17 protein-coding genes are annotated in these 20,313 nt (G+C 42.6%); 4 read left to right on the forward strand and 13 right to left on the reverse strand.

The genetic code is table 11. From position 1 onward, the window contains the following. The 8 genes from P22_RS19350 to P22_RS19385 all read right to left on the reverse strand — a co-directional run. Positions 1-1,136 (reverse strand): spore germination protein (locus P22_RS19350; protein ID WP_216598117.1); only part of this gene is annotated, 1,136 nt, incomplete at its 3' end. 250 nt (positions 1,137-1,386) lie between these two features. Continuing rightward, a complete protein-coding gene (locus P22_RS19355) occupies positions 1,387-2,289 on the reverse strand; it encodes a PhzF family phenazine biosynthesis protein (protein ID WP_054261876.1) in 903 nt (300 codons plus the stop codon). A 464-nt stretch (positions 2,290-2,753) separates the two neighbouring features. Beyond that, a complete protein-coding gene (locus tag P22_RS19360; RefSeq protein ID WP_054261877.1) occupies positions 2,754-3,698 on the reverse strand; it encodes a PTS transporter subunit EIIC in 945 nt (314 codons plus the stop codon). Positions 3,699-3,727: 29 nt separating this feature from the next. Continuing rightward, positions 3,728-4,591, reverse strand: a complete 864-nt coding sequence (locus tag P22_RS19365) for an aldose 1-epimerase family protein (RefSeq protein WP_069972874.1) — start codon at positions 4,589-4,591, stop codon at positions 3,728-3,730. A 21-nt stretch (positions 4,592-4,612) separates the two neighbouring features. Continuing rightward, positions 4,613-5,416 carry a family 4 glycosyl hydrolase gene (locus tag P22_RS19370; RefSeq protein WP_054261878.1) on the reverse strand — a complete coding sequence of 268 codons (804 nt, stop codon included), beginning with the start codon at positions 5,414-5,416 and terminating at the stop codon, positions 4,613-4,615. 111 nt (positions 5,417-5,527) lie between these two features. Further along, positions 5,528-6,166 (reverse strand): phosphatidylserine decarboxylase, encoded by a 639-nt coding sequence (locus P22_RS19375; RefSeq protein ID WP_054261879.1) that lies wholly within the window; start codon positions 6,164-6,166, stop codon positions 5,528-5,530. Between the two features lie 174 nt (positions 6,167-6,340). Next, positions 6,341-6,772, reverse strand: a complete 432-nt coding sequence (locus P22_RS19380) for a MarR family transcriptional regulator (RefSeq protein ID WP_054261880.1) — start codon at positions 6,770-6,772, stop codon at positions 6,341-6,343. 421 nt (positions 6,773-7,193) lie between these two features. Next, positions 7,194-7,766 (reverse strand): GNAT family N-acetyltransferase, encoded by a 573-nt coding sequence (locus P22_RS19385; RefSeq protein WP_054261881.1) that lies wholly within the window; start codon positions 7,764-7,766, stop codon positions 7,194-7,196. Positions 7,767-8,187: 421 nt separating this feature from the next. Here P22_RS19385 and P22_RS19390 point away from each other — a divergent pair, with 421 nt between their 5' ends. Further along, positions 8,188-8,820, forward strand: coding sequence for a hypothetical protein (locus P22_RS19390; protein ID WP_054261882.1), 633 nt, complete (start codon positions 8,188-8,190; stop codon positions 8,818-8,820). 728 nt (positions 8,821-9,548) lie between these two features. On the opposite strand, the gene P22_RS19395 is transcribed toward P22_RS19390, so the two are convergent. Next, positions 9,549-9,851: a transposase gene (locus tag P22_RS19395; RefSeq protein WP_054261883.1), complete on the reverse strand. Its 303-nt coding sequence runs from the start codon at positions 9,849-9,851 to the stop codon at positions 9,549-9,551. A 154-nt stretch (positions 9,852-10,005) separates the two neighbouring features. Between P22_RS19395 and istA the strand changes: the two genes are divergently transcribed. The 3 genes from istA (at position 10,006) to istB (ending at position 12,077) form a co-directional block, all read left to right on the forward strand. Further along, a complete protein-coding gene (gene istA, locus P22_RS19400) occupies positions 10,006-10,752 on the forward strand; it encodes an IS21 family transposase (RefSeq protein ID WP_054261884.1) in 747 nt (248 codons plus the stop codon). Positions 10,753-10,829: 77 nt separating this feature from the next. Beyond that, entirely contained in the window at positions 10,830-11,225 is a 396-nt protein-coding gene (locus P22_RS20830) for a Mu transposase domain-containing protein (RefSeq protein WP_156319067.1), read from the forward strand. A 33-nt stretch (positions 11,226-11,258) separates the two neighbouring features. Continuing rightward, positions 11,259-12,077, forward strand: a complete 819-nt coding sequence (gene istB / locus P22_RS19405; protein WP_054261885.1) for an IS21-like element helper ATPase IstB — start codon at positions 11,259-11,261, stop codon at positions 12,075-12,077. Here istB and P22_RS19410 read toward each other — a convergent pair. The 4 genes from P22_RS19410 to P22_RS19425 all read right to left on the reverse strand — a co-directional run. Beyond that, complete coding sequence (locus P22_RS19410; RefSeq protein ID WP_172675886.1) at positions 12,063-12,491, reverse strand: IS3 family transposase; 429 nt, start codon at positions 12,489-12,491, stop codon at positions 12,063-12,065. The genes istB and P22_RS19410 overlap by 15 nt on opposite strands. Positions 12,492-12,583: 92 nt before the next feature. Further along, positions 12,584-12,874 (reverse strand): transposase, encoded by a 291-nt coding sequence (locus P22_RS19415; RefSeq protein WP_054261887.1) that lies wholly within the window; start codon positions 12,872-12,874, stop codon positions 12,584-12,586. Positions 12,875-13,058: 184 nt separating this feature from the next. Further along, positions 13,059-13,409, reverse strand: a complete 351-nt coding sequence (locus P22_RS19420) for a hypothetical protein (protein WP_054261888.1) — start codon at positions 13,407-13,409, stop codon at positions 13,059-13,061. Positions 13,410-13,421: 12 nt separating this feature from the next. Next, on the reverse strand, positions 13,422-20,313 hold a 6,892-nt coding region (locus P22_RS19425; protein WP_054261889.1), incomplete at its 5' end, for a hemagglutinin repeat-containing protein.

The following is a 20,313-nucleotide window of genomic DNA, read 5'->3' on the forward strand; positions in this document are numbered from 1 at the left end:
ATAGGGACAAACGCATCCGGAATCAGTTCCTGATGAAATGTTAAGAGGGCTGTGTACACACCGGGAAGCGTAATAGTTAAAAAGAATAAGAAAAACCTAAGCCAGCGGTTTATTGTGGCAGGGATAATGTGCAAATAATAATCTTCGCTGGTCTGCAAAAACTCCACAAAAAGGCAAGGAACAGTCAAAACAGCTGGTGACCCGTCAACGATAATGGCAATACGGCCTTCCAGCAGTTTCCCTGCCACCACATCGGGTTTTTCCGTACGGAAAATAGTGGGGAACAAGAACAGCGTACTATCGGTGATGTATTCTCCAATATAGTTGGAATCCAGCACAGCGTCCAAATCAATCTTAGCGATTCTCTCCTTGACCTCATTTACGATCCGTTCACTGGCTATATTGGCAAGATAGCAAATAACAATATCTGTTTTGGTCTGTCTGCCAATAACATACGATTCCATTTTGAGATTTGCATTCTTAATTTTTTTTCTGAGTAGACCTGTATTGGTTCTTAGCGTTTCGGTAAATCCTTCTCTCGATCCCCGCACAGAAACTTCGGTAGTAGGTTCTTCCACATTCCTGCCAGGAGGATTTTTTAAACTAATTGTCAGCGCCGTATTTACTCCATCTATAAACAATACAAGGTTGCTATTTAATATGGCATCTACAACCTTGTTCATGTCCTGGTACATATCCTCAGGTCTGATTCCAAATAAATACTGTGCATAATCCTTACTGGCAGGATGATAAGGATAGCCTGCCGGTATACTAATCAATTTTTTGATGACCGCCTCTTCAATAAGCTCCTGTTTTACCATTCCATCCATATATGCCAGTATGACACTATACTCAGGATTATTGGCAATCTTAAACTCCCTAATCACTAAATCCGAACATTTATCAAATATATTTTTGATATGCATTTCATTCTCTCTTAATATAGAGGAGACCTGAAATGCGTTCATTCCCGGTTCACGCAGCATTCTGAGCGAAGCTGTCATATCTTCAACGACTTGATTACCATTTTTGATCATTTTCTTCAGTGCTGCTAGCCTGGACCTAGTCTCTGAACAGAAAACCCGTGGCATGCCGACTGACAGCTTTTTGGTATTGAGCAGTTTCTTTCTCGTCATAACGTACTCCCGTTGGCACCTATTATTAGTATTTATATAGTATGACAACCAATCAATCCAGATATGTACTAACAATAGAACTATGCCTGACACTCTGACAGATAGGGACATTCCTTTTTCGTCAACTTTATGTCAAAAAAGGAACGTCCCGAACTAGTTAAAATTGGTAATTATATCTCTACATAGAATATAATCGGAATAATGGTAAGGTAAAAACTACAGATTAATTTTCATCGGACTAATCCAGAGTTTATATTGTCAATACCCCTCGAGATACAAGGACGCTATAGCCCCCTACTCGAATTTTGCTAACTACACCATTATTTTTTTCCGCCCGGACAAATAGTTTACTTGGGCGTCCCATTTCCAGCCCTTGTTCAATAGCCAAACAAATAGGTCCATCCGCAAAGGTAGACAAGTGACCAAGATAACCGGCAAAAGCTGCCGCTGCAGAACCAGTGGCAGGATCTTCACCAAAACCTATGTCAGCTGCAAACATACGGACATGGAACTGACAATCTACATTTATCGCCTCATCAGTAAATAGATAAATTTGTTGTTCCCATTCATTCTTCAGGCACTCTTTCCATTTTAATGGGTTTACTTTTACTCGTTGCATTTCTTGTATGGACTTAACGGGAACAAAAAGAAAAGGCAGCCCACAACTCACTGCTTTAATAGGGTAATCTTTAACAACATCGGCTTCCGAAAGCGAAAAGATTGCAGCAATATCACCCAAGTTGGCTGTACATGATTTGAACTCCGGCTCTTTAGCAGTTGTAAGTTGTGCATACAGCCGGTCACCTTCTCTTTTTACCATAACAGGTACATCGCCAACTTCTTCTTCAAAAACAATCTTAGTCTCTTGTCCTTTCAACGTAATATCACTGCTGGCCGCCAATATACATGCAGCCCCGATGGTTGGATGTCCAGCAAAGGGAACTTCTGATTCCGGCGTAAAGATCTTCAACCGCTTAGTGTTACCACAATTTTTAGGAGGAAAAACAAATACCGTCTCTGAAAAATTAAACTCACGAGCAATAGCTTGCATTTCTATAGAACTAAGACCTTCTGCATTGGGAAATACAGCCAGTTGATTACCACAAAACCGCTTATCCGTAAAAACATCTGTTGTATAATAAACTAATTCCATGTTGTCCCTTCTTTCCTTGCTAATATTTCAATCATCTAAATATGCGACTTTAACTAGGTTTTATGTTATATGAAATCGCAATCATTCCTCTCACAGTACATATTATCAATAGAAAGCCAAGCCCCTTCCAAATGATCCTAACCATTACATACCCTCTTGACGCTTTATAGTTATAGTTAATTTGCTTATAAAACATAAAGCTCCTGCCAAATTAATACAAAATTTAGCAGGAGTTTCCTTATTTAACATCTAAGACATATATATTCAAAGTATATCACAGGGAGATCTCAATGCTACGAAGAATATTGCTACAAACATTAGTCATCTTGCTGCTAATAGGCGGAAGTTGCTTTGCAGAGGAAACAACACTATATAAAGAAGCCATTGAATTATCAAATACCTATAACGATTGCGTTAATTTATATACGCTTACTGATGTCCCATATAAACAATTTGAAGATAAGCTAACCGAAGCAACATTGAAAAAGAATAATATACTTTATGGACATAAAAACATTCCTACCTGTCATAAAGCGACAAGCATCTATACTAAACTTCGTTGTATTCGGTGAAGCCAGTTCCGCAAAGAAGATGTTTTGTGCACCAAAAACATGAACACCATCGATGACAGCACTTCCCCCCATGCCCGTTTGCCAAAACGGAATATAAAAGACATGATGCAGACCAAACGGAATGAGGATGCGTTCAACGAACCCGAAAACAAATGTACCAAAATAACTGGTGGTAAGTACCAGATTGCCAATAGCAAAAATCCCTTTTTGGATTGTCGGCCATATAAAGAAAGCTATAATACCTACTCCGATAAAGACAAACATCGAAATGAGCGGGACGAAACGAACTCCAGCAAAAAAGGAGAATACCGCCGGTAACTGCTGTTTATAAAAACGATTATTCAGCACAGCAACGATCATACCTGTCAAAATACCGCCAAAAACCCCCATCTGCAAGGAATCTATACCGCAGACATTGGCAATGGCACCAGCCATAACCGTATCGGCAAGCTTGCCATTTGGAAGAATCTGTCCGGTAATCTTCAGCATTGTATCGATGGTGGAATGCATGACAAAAAAAGAGAGGCCAGCGGTTAAAACAGCTACGGCTTTTTCCTGCTTCGCCAGGCCAAGTGCTACCGCCATAGCAAAGATGATTGGTAAATTGCCAAAAATCGTGCTACCAACCTGTGACATAATCATTAATAGTCCATTGAGTATCGTCCCCGTTCCCAATAAACCGGATAACCCATACGCATTTACTGTGTTCTGATTTGTAAAAGATGCACCTATGCCCAAAAGTAATCCGGCTCCGGGTAAAATGGAAACCGGCAGAAAAAATGCTGTGCCAATCTGCTGCAATACAGCAAAGGCTTTCCCATCAGTAATACGGCTCATGTTGTATTCCTCCTATTAAACATTATTCGCTAATCTGGATTCCATAAGCTGCTAAATTCGGCTCCTCCGGAGAGTGCATTGTTAAACTCCCGCTCTTCCAGGCAGCGTGCCTCCTCCGCAGAATCACAACGTCCAAACCATGGCTCAATGCAAATAAACGGTGCATCCTTTTTCGGCGGCGACCAGATACCTACCACAGGGGCATAGAAATCCAGAGTCAAATATGGATTTCCATTTTTCTTTAAGATAGATACCTGTTTTATTTGATAATTCGGAAAAATCAGTACATCATGGTCAAAAACATTCTTTTCAAAAGACCATATCTTATCTTGAAGCGGCAGATCATTACATGCTTCCCTACAAAGATAGTTATCATCTAATTGCTGATAACTTAACGGACCGCCCTGATCAAACTGTAGCCTGCAAGTTTTTTCCTCCTCAGTAAATGGACATAAAAATGCTGGATGCGAGCCGATTGAAAAATGCATCACCTCCTTTTCAGTATTCCTCACCCGCCAGTGTACAATGATTTTGCTGCCTGCGAGTTCATAGCTGATGAACAGCTGAAAATGAAATGGATAAACCTTGCGTGTCTCTTCATCATCCTGCAGCATAAATTCAATTTTAGCTGCCGAATGCGCCGTAACAGCGAATTCCTGATCCCGGGCAAAGCCATGCTGCCTCATCGGATAAGTTTTTCCCTGATATTGGTATTGATTTCTCTTCAGCCGCCCTACAAAAGGAAACAGCACCGGGGAAGTACGATTCCAATACGCAGGGTCTGCCTGCCAGAGATATTCACGTCCTGATTTAATACCAGCCAGTGAGCGGAGCTCCGCCCCATAGCTGTCAATCGAAGCCCGAATAGCTTCATTTTCTAAAATATAGCGCATTTTGCTCAAGCTCCTTCCTTATTATTTTCCTTCGGCCAGTAACTTTTGTACTGTTTTATCCTGCGGCTGGACACCCTGCGCCTTGAGCTTAGCTACCGTATCCGCAAATTGCGGCAGATATTTTTCATGAGCTACCAAAAGCTCATTTAAAACTTGTTCGGCAGCTGCGCCGTTTTCTACCAATGGATTAAGATTAAACGCTTCATAGGCCAGGCCATAGTCACCCTTAATCGCCGCTTCAATAGTGCATTCCTCCATCGCTTTCATCATCTGCAGCCAGCCGCGCTCATGCGCTTTCATCTCACCCCAAGCTAGTGGCTCAGCCCCCTTGGCGGAAATCAGGCTGGACACCTCAACGATTGTATCCTCCGGTAGGCAGGGAATGCTGCCACAGTTCACCGTACTTACAACCATTGGCTGACGTTTATTGTTATAAATAGCACTAATACATTCACAAGCAACATCGCTATAGTAAGCACCGCCGCGCTTTTCCAGTTCTTCCGGCTTTACATGCAGCTTCGTATCACGATACAGCTCAAACAAGGCATGTTCTACGGCTTTTACCTGCTCCGCCCGTGTCTCTCCCGTTTTGAATTCATCGAGGCTGTGCTGTAACATTTCTTTTTTCAAATAATAATATCGATCACTTAAGCCAAGCTTCTTACAAAAACGATGCACTAATGATTTAGAAACAAAAGCATCTTTAATGATATCTTGCATCGCACTGCCTATAACTTTTCTACGATTTGTCAAAATATATTGTGAAAATTGAACCTCTGATGGAGTCAAATCCGTACAATATTTTATTTTACTTTCCAAATCCATAACTTACACCTCTTCATCCTGCCAATACGGTCGGCGATTTTTTATTGGTAAAAAATAAAATACATCCCTCCGAATTATTTCATTGGGACAGATTTGACAAATAAATTTGTATTATGTCGTTATCTTTCCAATGATAGAAAGCCCACCTTTTAATTTTTCACCTTTTTTTAAACATATATTTACATTTTCCGGTAGAGTCACTTCTACACATGAGCCAAATTTTATCATACCAAATAATTCCCCTTTGCTTACTTCATCACCAATTGTGACCCATGATACAATTCTTTTCGCTAATATACCAGCTATTTGTGTAACTACTATTTTCAAATTTTCTGCTTCAATGCCTATCATATGCCGTTCATTTTCACACCCTACACCATCTTTATAAGCAGGACGGAACCGCCCACATATATACTGTTCATATTTTACCTGACCATCTATTGGGCTGCGATTAATATGTACATCAAAAATAGACATAAAAATAATAATTTTATTACCTGCTCCTCCAATAAATTCATCATAAGGTACATATTCAATATTCTTTACTGTTCCATCCGCTGGTGAAATAATGACATTCTCACCCTGTGGCACTTCACGTTTAGGATTACGAAAAAAATACGTAAAATAACCAGCGAACACACTTGGTATAATTGCCATAGAATATCCATAAAAATGATATGCTAAAATTGCCAAAAACAGGGCACTGCCAATAAATTTATAACCATCTCTTACTACTGTAGTTTTGAACATGCTATTCTCCTCCACAAAATAAAATCAGACCTACAGAAAAAAGCAATATAAGGATAACACTCTTTTTCAATCATTGATTTCACTTCTTTCATTTGCCTCATGGCAACAAAATAGCATTTATCAGTATACCAACTTTTATGTCGATTTCGCAATTTCTTTCCTTCAACCATCATCTTAATTATGCAATTCAAAAATACCGCTAAGAAAACGAAATATAATAGCTTGTTCAGATTCGCTAAAAGTATTCAACAAAAACAATTCCTCTTGTCTGGCTTGACTATGGATCTTTTTATGTTCGTTATATACCCGTTGCCCATCCTCAGTAAGCCGATAGTAAACTTCTTTGCGATTATCAGAGCGTTGGTAACTCTCGATTAATCCTTTACCCAACATCCTTTTGCAGATTTTACTAATACTCCCTCGTGTAAGCCCCATCTCTTTTGCTATTTTCGTAACATTTGCATAATCAATTGTGCCAATTCGATCAATACAATGAACTTCTAGCAGGTTAATGCCATCAAATATTGTCTCACTTTCATGAGGGAATATATCAGAGCTTTCTTGGATTTTTATGAGTAAATCAAGGATTTGTATGGCCTGGTTCATACAATAATTCCCCCCTTTTGTTGACACAGCAACAAAAATAATATATCAGAACTTTGTTGACGCGGCAACAAAGTTCTGATATATTATTTCTTGGATAAGTGACATCAATACACGCTTAACCATCCGACCAAAACGGAGAGTTTTTATAGTGGCTAAAACGGTAATGTCTTTGATATTTAAGCTATTACTAACCCTATACTTTCAGAATCCAATGGGCAAACTATGGTTGGTGGTCCTCTGCCGCCTATCTATTTCTAAAAACAAGTTCATTGGCAGAACAAACAATTGATTGACATTTATAAAAATAATCCCGGCCACCGGGATTTCAATTCTTCCTGGATGATTTTTAATAGGAATCAAGAGTACTATAAACATTGTTTCATTGAAATAATAAACGAATTGTCTAGTCGACAAATAAGATTTATGTTTTACCGCATGATAAGTGAGTCTTTTCCCATTCTTCAATAAGAATACTATAGTGTTTCTCATTTTCCCACTGATTATTTTTGAACCTAACCTTTCTAAGCTCTCCTTCCTTAACCATACCAATTTTTTTCATTACCCTTTCTGATTGAAGGTTGTTTGAATTGCACCTAGCAGATACTCGATGCAAATTGATATGTTTGAAACATATGCCAATAAGCATTTTTGCAATCTCAGTCGCATAACCATTACCCCAAAACATGGGTAATAGAAAGTAGCCAATCTCTCCACAACCACCAAGAGTATTTTTACTGTGTACTTCAATACCTGCAAAACCAACAAAGCTATCATCTGAACTTAAATAGATTGCAAATTCAAAAGCTTTTCGATTTATATAAGTAGTATTGTTCTCTAATACCTCGTTAAAATATGGCAGTATATCCTTTTCAGATTCATATTTATCTATCAGGGCATACTTCATGACTTGTTCATTGGAAAAGACTGAATAGAACAAGTCAAATTCATCCTTTGAGAATTCCTTGAAATAAAGCCTCTCACTTTTATATTTCATCACACAGGCCTCCAAAACTCAAAACATTACGGAAAATGTCGATAAAAGTAATATTCAAATCGCAAAAAACCTCTTAGCCAGCCATTGGAGAAGTAGAAATATCTTTTCCTTATAATGTATTAGGCCTAGTATCAGCTTATACCATTAATCTCCCCGAACTTCTTTTTCTGCTCCAACACGGTAAATAGTGGAAACCCTCATATTAAAAGCGCCCAGAAAGGCGCTAAGGGAATAATTATTAATCTGACCAACAATGTTTAAACTTATGGTGACACTTAGGGCAATGACAGTCAGCATAAAACGAGTGCTCACAATGAGGGCACTCGTTTTATGCTATAATAGAGTAGGTTTTGTAATCAGAAATCAAACTCCACCCTTATGAGTAAAAACAGGAATTTGTTTAGGAAGTGAATAATTACATATGAGCTTTACATTTATTAGGAATCTATTTCATATAACAGAAAATATTGGTTTCGACGATAATGAAATAGATGAGGCAGTAAAACAATGGGGAACGCTCCCAACAATTCTTAAAAAGTATTATAAAGAGTTAGGCAAACATAAAGGTATTAACAGGTCACAAAACTTTCTTCGTGAACCCAATGAATTAATCGACGAAGGAGATTATTTGGTATTTTATATTGAAAACCAAAACTGTGCGGAATGGGGAATTAAGAAAGAGGATTTAATTAAGGATAATCCATCAGTTTATTGTAAAAATTTTGACGGTGATTTTTGCCTTGAAAACAATACATTAACAGAATTTCTTAATGCAATGGCTTTGTTTCAAGCGGCGAGTTGGGGATTATCCTATGCAAGCGAAGATATATTTATGATTACAGAAGAACAGGCAGAACAAATACGAGATAAGTTTCCAAAGAAACCTTATGAATTGCAACAATGGATGAAAATTAGTTTTTATGGTAAGCAGGATGATGAAGTTATAATGCTTATAGTCAATGATAATTATGACCTTATATTTGCGTCGGAAGATGAAAATCACTATAAAAAGATTGAAGAATTTATGAACACCTTGCATTTGGAAGAATATTGAAATAGAAATATAAGTAATAGGTAAAGGCAAATCCAAATTCGAAAAACTTACTATATTTAGGTCATAATGGAATTATAGCAAAAATATTACAAGCATTATTAATAAAAAAGCCCGGTAGCTTCGGGGAAAACTAATTAGGCAAAATAAAATACCCCTAACCGAAGTTAGAGGTATTATTACGGCATCTTAAGAAATTTATACGATAGTGCTCCCATCGTAGCAATACCGCAAAATAGTATAAAATAAATAAATATAAGCATATGATTATCACCGCCTTCATAAAATAGTATGATAGGTTAGTTTATGCAGTAAGGAGATTCATAGTTACAAAAAAGAAAAGCCTCCAGCCGAAGCCAGAGGGAATCAGAGGAGTTATTAGCTTATTTTCAGTATAATCTAAAATTGTGACAAAATTATTACAAAAATGTTACATTTTATGAAAAAAAGCCCTGCCAGCCAAAGCCGCCGGATCAGGTGATTGTAGCGCTGGTATTGTTTGAAGTATCGCTACTCGTTCAGTGTGTGTCAAGGGGACGGGGTTATGGGTGTATCCCGGAATCTGTGTAAACTCAAATTTGGCGCAAAATAGGGCAAAAAATATTTTATGGGGCGGAAGGCCGGAATACGGCATTCCGCCTTAGCCGCATCATAGCGGTAAACAGACGATGTGTCAAGGGCGGCTGTCGTCTAACCGTTCATTTTACCTTTAACTTGGCGACTGTTTTTTGCTAATCCGGCAGCCTATCAGCAAAGAAAATTTCCAATTGGGAATGGATCTGTCCCCAGTCCTTTCTCCGACCGGTCCACTTTTTCGTGATGTCAATCATGGCCAGGTAAAGCATCTTCAAAAGGCTGTCGTCGGTCGGAAAAACTGACTTGGATTTTGTTACCTTCCGGAGCTGCCTATTGAAGTTTTCGATGGCGTTGGTGGTGTAAATGAGCGTCCTGACCTCCTGTGGATACTTGAAATACGTAGACAGGTTTGCCCAGTTGGCCCGCCAGGAAAGGGCGACGGATATTTTCCACCCCATTTTTCATTGAAGGCGTCCATCTGATACAGCGCCGTCTGCTCGTCGACGGCAGCATATACCTTCTTCAAATCGGCCATAAGTGTCATCGCCAATGATAAAATGACCCCATAGGGCAAATGAAAACTGACCCCCTCCCAAAAAAGGAGGGAAACTGATGGAAGAAACAAAAGGGTCTACCCATGATCTATTTCATGGGGGAGAACCAACAATGCTTTCAGAAGACCAGTGGTCAGAGATTCGCCTTATGGCTAAAGCCGGTAAACCAATAAAACAGATTGCCAGAGAATTCGGGATTAGCAAAAATACAGTTCGTAAAGTTGTTCGTAGGGAACATCAGAAACCATACATTAGAAAAATCAACAAACCTGGACTATTAGATGCATTCATGCCATTCTTAACTAGACGGGCACCCGAAGTCAACTTTAACGCTACAATTCTGTTTCGCGAATTGAAAGAACAAATGTATACGGGTGGATATAGTACGGTAAAAAATGCGATTCGCCCTTTACGGAGTACTTTTCAACAAGCGCAAGCGGCTTGCATTCGTTTTGAAACTCCACCCGGTCATCAAGCCCGGATGGACTGGGGCAGTGCCTGGGTCACGCTAGGTACAGAAAAAATTCGAGTTAAAATCTTTGTTCTGGTTCTAGGTTACTCTCGCTCTATATACGTAGAGTTTACCATGGATGAAAAACTGCCAACGCTGATTACTTGCCATGAAAATGCTTTTCGCTGGTTTGGTGGTCTTACGGAAGAAATCTTGTATGACAATCCCCGCACCATTGTACTGCATAGGGGTACTGAAGAAGCCCGGCTCAATCCTACCTTCCACGATTTCTGTCGCGGGGATACCGTCCCCGGCTCTGCCGGCCTTATCGTGCGCAAACCAAGGGAAAAGTAGAATCCGGCGTCAAATATATCAAACGGTCTTTTCTTCCCGGTCGGACTTTTGCTAGCCTCTGTGACATGAATGAACAAGTGCAACATTGGATTCGTACGGTAGCCGATGTTAGAATTCATGGCACAATACACGAGCAGCCTGCCGGCCGTTTTGCTAAAGAAGAATTAAAGCCACATCAACATCGTCCCGGTTACGTGCTAGAAGTTTGCCAAATGCGCAAAGTGGCTTCAGATTGTCTGGTTTCCTATGAAGCCAGCCGATATTCCGTTCCCTGGAAGTACATCAGCCAAATCGTTGCTATTCGAGAACAATCCGGTAACATCCAGATTTATCATCAAGGTCAATCGATTGCCGAACACCCAAAGACGAGCGAAAAACACAAACTGATTATGCAGCCGGACCATTATCAAGGCTCGCCGCACCTATGCCGAAATCGCTGCCGTTTCCCCAAGAAGTCCAAGTCCGTAGCCTGAGTGTCTATGACCAGCTGGTAGGAGGTGGATTCCATGGATAATCCCCAACTGATGCGGATCGGCGAAAATCTAAAGAAACTAAAGCTGACGAAAACCGGTCAACGACTGGAAGCCCTTTTGCAGGAAGCCAGTAAGGAAGATTTGAGCTACAGCGACTTTCTGGACCGTCTGCTCGAAGAAGAAGTTTCCTTGAAGTTTGAAAAGCATCTCGCCATGAATACAACATTGGCCAAGCTGCCCTATATCAAGACCATGGAGAGCTTTGATTTTACATTTCAACCGTCCATTGAAAGCAAAGTCATCCGAGAGTTGGCCACTTGTCTTTTTATCGAGAGATCGGAAAATGTAGTATTTCTGGGTCCTCCAGGAACAGGGAAAACGCATCTTTCTGTAGCATTGGGGCTCAAAGCGATTCACAGGCGCTATCGCACCTTGTTTATTTCGGCGGCCGCTTTAGTTGCGAATCTGAATCGGGCTTACGCTGAAAACCGGTTGGAAGAAAAGCTAAAAACCTATTGTACTCCCAAGCTACTGATTATTGATGAAATTGGTTACGTCCCAGTGGATGTGCATGGTGCCCATCTATTATTTCAACTCATATCCCGTCGGTATGAACGAGGCTCCATCGTGATCCTCAGTAATCGTGGATTTGGACAATGGGGAGAGATCTTCGGTGACACGAACATAGCGACCGCTATTCTTGACCGCTTGCTACATCACAGCACGGTTATTAATATCAAAGGTGAGTCCTATCGACTGAAGGAAAAGCAACGGGCTGGCTTGCTTCGGCGCAACCTTGGTCAAGATGGCGGTGATGGCGGTGATGCAGCAGACGTGTTACTTGAGAATTGATTTCTGGGGGTCACTTTTCGTTTGCCACAAAGGGTCAATTTTTAATTGCCATTGACATAAGATACAAGCTAAATAACACCACTGTCCGCCCACTCGGATATAGGTGATGTCAGCCAGCCACACTCTGTTTATTTCTTGCACCTCAAAGTTTTGATTTAACAGGTTGTCAAAGGCTTGTTCATTCGGGTCAGCTTTGGTGGTTTGAGGTTTGTATTTGCTTTTTATCTGGGCTTTGATGCTGTGAGCATGCATGATTCGCTGTACTTTGCTGCGTCCAATGATAATCCCTTTGTCGTTTAATTCTTCATAGACCTTTTGAACGCCGTAATTGTGATCATGTTCTCGTTCAATCTGATGAATATGAGCCACTACTACAGCATCCCGATCATGGGTTTTCGGGCAACCGGCTTTCACCCAGGCGTAATATCCGCTTCTGGATACCTTTAAAATGCGGCATAAATCGCTAACAGCATATTGGGAGCGGTAAGAGTAGATAAACTGATATCTTATTTGCTGTTCTTGGCGAAGTATACCGCTGCTTGCTTTAAAATAGCGACTTCATTCTCTAGTTCCTTAATGCGTCGTTGCGCTTTACGGAGTTCATCCTCATCGGGTTTGAGATTCCCTGATCCGGGAAAAGCATGTTCTGGATCACTTTTATATTGTTGAATCCATTTATAGACCGTATTTTCGTGAATTCCTAGTTCCGCTGCTAAACTGGGGCAGGTACGAGCTCCACTTAGGTAGAGTTTAACGATATCTTTTTTGAACTCTGCATCGAATCGCTGACCTTTCATGTCGGACACCTCCTGGCTTTATTGTACCAGCCATTCTTGGTGTCCGCAAAAGCCATTACAGTTCAATGGTTGACTACAGAATCTAGATTATGCAGCCAACTTTGGCATTACTATTATATCCATCAGTTAGCGAAACTTTGCAAGGAGGTGTTAAAATTCTTATGCATTCAAGGTCATTCTCAAGCTACTTATTCCAATCTTGTTCTTTGAGAAAAGTTAAATTGCACCATTGGTTATCGTCTCTTTTTTTCTCCATAATTAAAACGGCTTTTACAGCATCATAGCATTTGTTTAGTACGTCTCTCCAATCAGAATATTTATTAAGTAAGTTACTGCAATCAATTCCGTTCAATGGTTCCACAGGCATAATTTTCCCATCTTTTCTGTGAAAGAACTCAACACCTATTACTGCTACTCCCAATCTATACCCTTCCTCAAGTAATTTTAATCCCACCTCTACAGGTAAGTATAATTCGTTGCTTTTTGATAGATAGCCTAGATTAGCAAATTTTTCTTCTAACATTTTTTCTACCATCTGCATCTCCTCCTATTCTCCCCAAGGAGCTACCCAGTTAGGGTCATTCCGGTCACTAACCTGGACTATATCCCCTGTCCTATCGTTACGGACCACATACCCGCCATCTTTGCTATAGTAGGCTGTCGCTGGGTCATTATTTTTTGTTCCAGTCAAAGGGTTATTCCTCGTATCAACTGTTTTAACGGTACGTACTGAGTTATTTATTGCATCGTCTACCATCTCGTTTGACCAACCCCGTTTTTCCATCTGCTTAACAATTTTTGTTTCAACTGAATATGTTATCTTTCCAACATTGCCAAGCCCCTTTTTCCCCTTTGATATGAATAAAGCTGCCACAGCTGTCGTTACTGCGCTAATACTATCTCCAGATGAAGTCGGCGGACTACCAATGTTTATAGTATTCTCTTTTTCACGGAGAAGAATCATTCTGGCAATCGCGGATGAATCTTCAGGATTATCCAGACTTCTTAATATTACGCTACTCAAATCTCCCGGTGCCAAAACAGTTGGATTTATTGCATTATCTATAATTGTTCCTGCTGAAACATCTTTTACAAGTATTGATGCATTATTAAGTATCCAATCAAGTACACCAGTATTATTTGCATTTTCTCTTATTTTAGTGGCTTCTTCATTCAAACGATCAGCAACTATGTTTCTGTCGTTAATATCAATTACTCCTGCAACATACGCTGAGTTAATTACTTCCAGCATGGCTTCTCGTCCTTTAAGAGCGTACTGTACCTCTGAAGAATATGACGAATCGTTAGCCCTAGCCGCGTCGGTAAATGCTGGAGTATCTTTCGCATTTTCTCCTCCATCACTGGCAGCTCCAAAAAGAACATCCTGGCGTTTAGCAACACGCTCCAGTTCTTTTGAATCTGTTATTAACTCGAATTGTCTGTGCGTCAAATAATTGTTTTTGGTTTCACTGACTGCAGTAGACGCTCCCGTCTGTACATTACCTCCAACAACTTTCGCTGCGGCTGCACCTACAATTGCACTTGCCCATTGTAGTAATGCTGGATTTTTTATATTTTTCAATTCATTCATTAAAATTTGAGTTGTTCCCGCACCTACTGCACCAGATGCAAAACTATCACCGCCAAGACTAGACGCGAGTCCACCAACTACACTACTAAGAAGTATTTTATTGGTTCCACCTTCACTCCAACTCTTAAAATCTGCTAGCGCAGCAGCTCTTTCTTCATCAGTAGTAGCATTCAGGTATCTCCTAGAAGCATTCTCCTTCTGCGTTTTTGCCAAATCCCCAATGGCTTTAAACGCTTCTTCCCCAAAGACTTGCGCTAATTCCTGTTTTTCCTGGACTGTCTTTTTATCAAATATCTTCCCTAAAGCATTTAATGCACCACTGGAATCGCGACTTAACCCGCTTAAATCCTGATTTGGATTGCTTCGTACTTCAATCGTTCCTGGTGAAATCGCAGATTGTGTTGTACTATCAGCATCTCCACTTGTAGTTACACCCATATTAGGAGTTAAACCCAAATCTCCTAATTTCATACCTGGCTTAAGAGTACTATTATAATTTACCCCCGAACTGCTAGCGCTGTACTCGGCCTTATTTTTAATATCCGAATACGTCAGCGTATCGGTACTAATCTTATTCTTATCCGGCGTAGCCTCGCTGCTAATGACCGCACCCTTCAGGTCGGTATTCTTGCCGACATTAATATCAAAACCTTCCTGTCCGGCATAAATTCCCGCCTGCTCGGTTACGCTGGTATAAGTTGAATTCGTTTTGCCGCTGCCGGCTGAACCGTTCGTTCCTCCCGTTTTACCACCGCTGAGATTTATCCCCGCATTCTTACTGATTGCCTTGTAGGTTTCACTGTCCTGCAGACTGACAAGATTCAAATCTCCGTCTGCTGTAATATCGACCTCGCCGCCGCTTACTTTTGACCCAATAAGATTGGTATCTCCCCCGGAGTGGATTGTCAAGGTATCACTAGCATTGATATTGCTGCCCGTATTCGTTACCGTGGTACCATTTTCATTACTTTTACCGGATTGCGCTGACCCGTTAACCCCCATAAAACTGCCTGTTCCAAGCCCAAAACTTGCTCCCAAAGACCAGGATGAAGAGTTTGTTTTGCTTGTGTTTTGCTCAATGTTCTGCGCAGCCCCAATATTTACATCTTCTTTGGCATCCAAAGTAACATCTTTGCCTGATATATCAGCAACGGTTAAGTTGATATTGCCTTCGGTGGCCTTAATATTGACATCACCGCCGGCCGTTACCTTGGATGAGTTCACGGTTTCCGTTTGGGTCGTTTGTTTCTTTGTCGTTTTGCTGCTGCCAATGCTGACATTGATCGAAAGCAGTTTGTCGATCTCTTTGTTAAGGTTCTTTTTAGCTGCGTCTAAAGCTTTGGCATCGTCCGGATTTACCGGTTTCTGGCCTTCAGTCTTAGCCAAGGCTTGTTTATAGGCATCTTTATATTTCTCGTAGCTAACGACCTCTTTATTGATATCTTTCCGATCTTGATACGCTTTAACAATATAGAGGTCTTGCAGGCGATCGTCTTTTACTTCTTTCGACCGCTCAATTTTATTGACAATGCCAGTCGCCGTGTCAACTAGCTGACCGCCCAGCGATATGGACAGGCCACTTTGTTTGAATTCATACTTATATTGACTGTCATAGGTATCCACCGAGTTATCCAGCGTTACCTCTTTACCGGTAAGCTTGATATCCTTGCCGCTGACGATCGTCGTTCCCTTGCCTTCCATGGTATTGCCAGCCGTGATATTCACATTGCCGCCGATAGAACCTACCGTACTGCCGGTCTGAGTCACCGATTGGTCAGTTTGCGTTGTCTTCTCGCTTCTGGTGCCGATGGTAAAGCCTAAGCCGCCCCCACCGAGAATCCCGGAGGTTTTTTCATACTCCATATGTCCTTCCTGGCTGGTTTCCTGCGCCGCCGTAATGGATACGTTACGGTCAGCCGACAGGGTTACGTCATTTGTTCCGACCAGATTGCTGCCTTTGATGTTGATATCCTGACCGGATTGAATGGTCACACTGTTACCGAAAAGAGTGGTGGCCAGCGCGGTGTTATCCGCATAGGTATCGCGGGAAATCGTTGTTGTACTGTTGCCGCCGCCGCTTTTTCCTTGGTGCCGATGCGCTTCGTCTACACTGCGGCTGGCTTCACCGACAGTTACGTTTACATCGTTTCCGGCAGTGACTTCAATAGTGCCCTGATTGCTGTCCACACTGGCCGCCCGCGCATTTACATCCTTGCCGGCTTTCAGCGCAATATTACCCTGCGTCGCAATCGAGGTGCCGATTTCCGTTTTACTGCTGTCGCTGCGTTGATTTTTCCGGTCCCAGATCAAATGATTGCTGTCGCTTTCACTGACCGTGCCGAGGTTTAAATTATTCCCCGCACTCACGGTTGTGGTTCCCTTCGCGCCGCTGTTTTTTATTTCGGCTGCGAGCAGATTAACATCCCTGTCGGCCTTTGCCAGCAGGATGCCGTTATCTCCTGTAACATAGAGACCGGCAATACGATCGATATTCATACGGCTGCCTTGCTGATTATTCTGTGTACTGGTCGTTGAAACGACATTGAGATCGCGTCCGGCAGTTACTGTTAAGCTGTCTGCCGCTTCGATTCGTCCACCGATAATATTAATATCGTTACGGGCATTAAGGTCAACGGTTTTACCTTCTATCTTCCCACCAAGATTCTGGATGTCTTCCACAGTAAGGGCAACCACGTTCCGTCCGGAAATCGTACCGCTGTTCTGGATATCGCCGCTCAGTCCCAGCTGCACGCTGCTGCCGGCGATGAGAGCGCCTGAGGTTGTAAGATCACCGTCTTTCAAACTGCGCACATACAGCTGCGGTATTAAAGCATGCGTAACCTGTCCGTCGGGAAGCGTGACTTCCTTATCGACCAGCCAGACAATATCGGTTGTAAGAAGGGCCATCTGTTCTGCGGTCAGAGCCACACCAACTGTCAGTTGATACTCTTTCGCAAAGACCGCAGCGTTATCCATTAAGGCTTTATATTGTTCTTCGTCACTCGCATAACCGTCTAATCGACGCTGGCCGGTCAGATCGGTAATTTGCTGACGAATGAGTTGTTGTTCATAGAAGCCGTCGCCAAGTCGTTTTTCAATCGCACTTGGATCAAATGCCAAAGATTTAAGCATATAATCGGAAGACAGCCATGTGCTGTAATTGGCAAAGCGAGGATCGGTCTCCACCAGATAATGTGCACTCGAATTAGCAGCTACATAGTATAAGCTGTTATTGGGTATGGTGGTGTTTACTCCACCTGTTCGCACCACAGTATTTCCTGTCGCTGAAGTGACCTGGGTAATGCCCAAATGAGCACCGACCTGTGTCCCTGTTCCCCCTGGAGCCGTATTCTCCTGATAGACGCTGGGAGTAAGTGTGATGGCCTGAGCCGTTACGGCCGGAGTATAGCTTGTTGTTTTCTTGCCGGTGGTATCTTTGCCATCTCTCTTTTTCCGCCAATAGTTAGTAACCGTACCCGTATCAGTCGTCGTTCGTTCACCAGCAAATTCCGTGTTATTGAGTGTGCCAATATTGCCGGTGAAATCACCACCGGAAACGATGCGGCTTTTATCATTCGTTACCATATCCGCATCAATTTGCATAGCGCCGCCGGATAAAATCTGCCCCGGATCAGAAGTCAAAATTTTCGTTTCTTGCGTTACGCGGGTATAGTCATATAGGTTCCACTTTGTAAACTTCCCTTCCGGTGTATGCAAATGCTCTGATTCGTTTACATAAATATATACATCGGGGGTTCCCGGTAAGTACCGGTTTGGAGAACCGCTGCCTTGATATTCTATAATGTGTTCACTGCTTACCGTCTCCAGCTGCGTGCTGAAATGTTCATTCGTGTTGTTGATTTGACGCGCTGCAAGACTTAGGCTGCCAAGTGCTTCAATCGTAGCGCTATTGTTATTTACGGTTGTCGCCTGACCGTCAACATGTTGATCCGCATCCAAGCTGCCGCCTATGAAGAGATCGCCGCCGCTAAAGATTTTCGCATGCTCCCGGTTGGTGATATTTTGCGCTGCGATATCCAGCCGTTTACGGGCTGCAATTACCGGCGCTGCCGCATCTACCACGCTATTGTAAAGGGAATTAGCCTGAATCGCCAAATGATCGCCGTAAATCCGGCCTGTTCCCATATTATTCAGTGCACTGGCCGCAACCAGCGTTTCTTCACCGTCAATTAACCCACGGTTCGTTAAGGTTCCTGACGCCGTAACACTCGTATTTTTCCCGCTGATTTCACCGGATGGCTGATTCACTAGGTCCCCGGCATCTACCTCCAGGTTTCCTCCGGCTAACAGGGTAGACTGATTCGTTAGGGTCCCAGCCGTTTCTACCCGGACATTGCCGTTCGCTTTTAATTCGCCGGTATGCGCATAGTCTTGGGTCAGTTTGACACTAAGGTCGCCCTGACTTAGTATTTTTCCGGTTCCGCTAAGACCGGCTCCGTCGATATTCAAATCCTGCCCGGCAAGAAGCGTACCCTCCGAATTCACAATGGAAAGAGCTTTGCTCGTTGCCGCTTGATCCAGTAGCAAAAGTTTCTTTCCGGAGGATATTATCCCTTTCTCATTATTTACCGTACCACGAACGGTAATATTGAGTTCCGAGACGGAAGAAACAGCTTGAATGCTGCCTCCCTCATTGATAAGATCACCGGTCATTATATTCATTTCGCCATTACCGGCCATCGTGCCACCGGTATTATCGATATGATTGACGGCGGTTAAGTTTGCCACATTGGTTCCGGTCTGCAGGATACTGCCGCCTTTATTGGAGATGGCCCCGGCCGTAACGGTTAGCTGCCCGGCTGTAATTTGTCCGCCTGTTCCCGCTACAGCTTGATCATTCTTTACTGTACCGGCAGCCTCAAGTGTAAGTGCTTCACCAGTTTCCAAGGTTGCCCCGGAATTATCAATATCACCGCCTATTGCCCGAATAGAACCGGATTTTCCGGCATAGACAGCAGCACCGCTTTGGTCGACTGCATCCCCAGTTACCGCCAGATTTCCGCCTGCCAGGGCCTTCCCTTTGCTATTCACTCTTCCACTAGCCGACAAGGTAAGGTCACCGCCATTGCCTACCGTACCGCCAGACTGGATACCGGCTCCCACCACTCCGCTCGTATCAATCGTTTGTGCAGCAATAGCCGTGTTTTGGGCAGAGGCGAGAATACCGCTGTTATTGACTCCGGCCGCTCTGACCGTTGTATTGGTTTGCGAGTAAAGCGTTCCGCTATTTTGGAGATTATCATGGGTTGTTATTTGCAAATTACCGGCGGAACTCACGCTGCCAGTATTGACGATTTTCCCCTTCTGGGTAAGAATGAATTCCCCGCCGCTTGCGGACAGAATGCCCTGGTTATTAACACCGACACCTTGTTCAGTACCGACAAGCTTTATCTTATTGGCATACATGCCACCCAACTGACCTACATCCAGCGACACGGAAGGCATATTGCCCTCCGGCGCATTTTTTTCCGTATTCAATGTGTTGTAGTCGACTTTGTTATTCCCGGTTACTACATTTAGATTATTTGCCCAGATACCGGCGTTCACTTGAACTGCACGGCTGATGAGGTCCACCCGGTCGATATCGGCGACATTCAGCCCAGCTCCTTCGATGCTGATTTGACCGCGGGAAACCCGGAATGCTTCCAGGCTGCCGTTGCCGCCAAATACGGGGATACCGGTCGTTAACACGGCCCGGCTGGTATTGATAAAGCCAAACCCATCGCCTACAATCCCATTGGGATTGGCAATGATGACTTCGGCCCGGGAACCGGCCACTTCGGTATAGCCTTTTAAATAGCTGGGATTGCTGCCACTGACTTCGTTG

It is taken from the genome of Propionispora sp. 2/2-37 (assembly GCF_001298735.1).
GTDB lineage: Bacteria > Bacillota > Negativicutes > Propionisporales > Propionisporaceae > Propionispora.

What these genes read in the sequence shown, in the direction of transcription:
- P22_RS19355 (WP_054261876.1), bottom strand. Translation starts at nt 2,289, where the DNA reads ATGGAATTAGTTTATTATACAACAGATGTTTTTACGGATAAGCGGTTT.
- P22_RS19360 (WP_054261877.1), bottom strand. Translation starts at nt 3,698, where the DNA reads ATGAGCCGTATTACTGATGGGAAAGCCTTTGCTGTATTGCAGCAGATT.
- P22_RS19365 (WP_069972874.1), bottom strand. Translation starts at nt 4,591, where the DNA reads ATGCGCTATATTTTAGAAAATGAAGCTATTCGGGCTTCGATTGACAGC.
- P22_RS19370 (WP_054261878.1), bottom strand. Translation starts at nt 5,416, where the DNA reads ATGGATTTGGAAAGTAAAATAAAATATTGTACGGATTTGACTCCATCA.
- P22_RS19375 (WP_054261879.1), bottom strand. Translation starts at nt 6,166, where the DNA reads ATGTTCAAAACTACAGTAGTAAGAGATGGTTATAAATTTATTGGCAGT.
- P22_RS19380 (WP_054261880.1), bottom strand. Translation starts at nt 6,772, where the DNA reads ATGAACCAGGCCATACAAATCCTTGATTTACTCATAAAAATCCAAGAA.
- P22_RS19385 (WP_054261881.1), bottom strand. Translation starts at nt 7,766, where the DNA reads ATGAAATATAAAAGTGAGAGGCTTTATTTCAAGGAATTCTCAAAGGAT.
- P22_RS19390 (WP_054261882.1), top strand. Translation starts at nt 8,188, where the DNA reads ATGAGCTTTACATTTATTAGGAATCTATTTCATATAACAGAAAATATT.
- P22_RS19395 (WP_054261883.1), bottom strand. Translation starts at nt 9,851, where the DNA reads ATGGGGTGGAAAATATCCGTCGCCCTTTCCTGGCGGGCCAACTGGGCA.
- istA (WP_054261884.1), top strand. Translation starts at nt 10,006, where the DNA reads ATGGAAGAAACAAAAGGGTCTACCCATGATCTATTTCATGGGGGAGAA.
- istB (WP_054261885.1), top strand. Translation starts at nt 11,259, where the DNA reads ATGGATAATCCCCAACTGATGCGGATCGGCGAAAATCTAAAGAAACTA.
- P22_RS19415 (WP_054261887.1), bottom strand. Translation starts at nt 12,874, where the DNA reads ATGAAAGGTCAGCGATTCGATGCAGAGTTCAAAAAAGATATCGTTAAA.
- P22_RS19420 (WP_054261888.1), bottom strand. Translation starts at nt 13,409, where the DNA reads ATGGTAGAAAAAATGTTAGAAGAAAAATTTGCTAATCTAGGCTATCTA.